Here is a 1,980-nt window from a genome sequence, read left to right as displayed (position 1 = left end):
AAAAATTTGCATTTTTGAGTATTTCAGACCGTGGCAAAGGTAAAGATGGAAATGCACTTTATTATAGAGCGGCTGGCGAGAAAGAATTTAAGCCAATTATTGCTGAAATTACTAATTCGAGTTATAGCATTGTTGATAATATCGGACAAGCATTTTTGGTTCAGACTAACCACAATGCTCCAAATGATAAAGTAGAAAAATTTGATGTTGCTACGGGTAAATGGTCAACAATTTTACCCGAAAAACCCGAGCCATTACAAGGTGTAAGCTCAGCAGGTGGAAAGTTATTTGCTTTGTATCTGAAAGACGTTACGACTCGTGTTTATGTCTATGATTTCAAAGGAAAGCTTGAAAATGAAGTGCAATTGCCATCACTCGGCTCGGCTGGTGGCTTTGGTGGCGAAGCAGATGATAAATTTGTGTTTTATACATTTAGCACCTTCAACTACCCTCCTACTATTTTCAGATATGACATTGCCAGTAAGAAAAGTACCGTTTTCCGCTCTCCAGAAGTAGATTTCAAAGCAACTGACTTCGAGACAAAACAAGTTTTTTATACGAGTAAAGATGGCACGAAAATTCCGATGTTTATTGTCTATAAAAAAGGCTTGAAACTCAACGGACTAAATCCAACCTTACTTTATGGATACGGTGGTTTTAATGTAAACCTAAACCCAGGTTTTAGTCCAACTTTGATTCCATTTTTGGAGCAAGGCGGCGTATATGCTTCGGCTAACCTTCGTGGCGGTGGTGAATATGGCGAAAAATGGCACGAACAAGGCATGAAACTCAAAAAACAGAATGTTTTTGATGATTTTATTGCAGCAGGTGAATATTTGATTGCTCAAAAATATTGTGATAATGCTCATTTGGCCATTCGTGGTGGCTCAAATGGAGGTCTTTTGGTGGGTGCGGTGATGAACCAACGTCCAGATTTGGCGAAAGTCGCTATTCCACAGGTGGGTGTAATGGATATGTTGCGTTTCCAGAAATTTACGATTGGCTGGAACTGGATTGCCGATTATGGTTCGTCAGATAATGCCGAAGAATTTAAAACTTTGTATGGTTATTCTCCGATTCATAACATCAAATCGGGCGTAAATTACCCTGCAACGCTCATCACCACGGCCGACCATGATGATAGAGTTGTGCCAGCACACTCATTTAAGTATGCAGCAACTTTACAAGAAAAGGGTGCGGCAAGCAGCAAAAATCCGTTATTGATAAAGATTGACACAAACTCTGGTCACGGAGCGAGTAATACCAAGAAAAACCTCGAATCGACGGCTGATATTTACGCCTTTATTTGGTGGAATATGGGTTTTGTGCCGAAGTTTTAAGAAAGTTTCATTATGGCACATCTTGTTGGATGTGCCATAATTTATCAAACCTGCTCAATTAATTTTCTAAAACCACTTTCTTTTTCGTGATATAGATTTTGTTGAGTATTTTTTTCAGCAATTAGCTTTTCTTTCAACAAAATTATTGAATCACGAAGCGATAATATTGAATTGTAAGCATCCACAATCTTTTCTCTTATTTCAAGACCTAAAAAGATGTTATCAAAGAAATAATCTGCAAACTCCCAAGATGTATCAAAATTAACTGTAGCTGGCAATAAATCAGGCTTTAAACCATTCAGTTCTCTTTTAAGTTTGTTTAAAACATAATTTATTTCTACGATTCCCAGCTTTGCATCTTTCATTTTTTCACGTTTCCAATGGGTAATCATCGCTCCACCGCCAACTATATCCCAATTTGCATATAATTTAGCATCTTCTAAATCCTCACTCACTTTAGGAATTATTAGCAAGACTTTTTCAGCCGCTGAAATTGCCTCTTGAATTTCGATTTTATAAACATCAATCTTCACAAGTTCTTCTTGCTTAGTAAAAATCTCCACTAATCTCGGATGGTTATTTTCTTTCAATAACTTTACTTTTTCTTGAATAAGGCCCTCGTATTGAACTTTAAGCGTCT

At 37.2% G+C, this 1,980-nt stretch carries 2 protein-coding genes; one reads left to right on the top strand and one right to left on the bottom strand.

Annotated features, from left to right (window positions below; translation table 11 throughout):
• On the top strand, positions 1-1,340 hold a 1,340-nt coding region (locus ACOVO2_RS19245; protein ID WP_421771536.1), incomplete at its 5' end, for a prolyl oligopeptidase family serine peptidase.
• 44 nt (positions 1,341-1,384) lie between these two features.
• Here ACOVO2_RS19245 and ACOVO2_RS19240 read toward each other — a convergent pair.
• Positions 1,385-1,980: hypothetical protein (locus ACOVO2_RS19240; protein ID WP_421771535.1), on the bottom strand; the 596-nt coding region annotated here is incomplete at its 5' end.

Source organism: Emticicia sp. (genome assembly GCF_049241225.1).
GTDB lineage: Bacteria > Bacteroidota > Bacteroidia > Cytophagales > Spirosomataceae > Emticicia.
The sequence above is the reverse complement of the archived record's forward strand: the minus strand, read 5'-3'. Positions and strand labels throughout refer to the sequence as shown.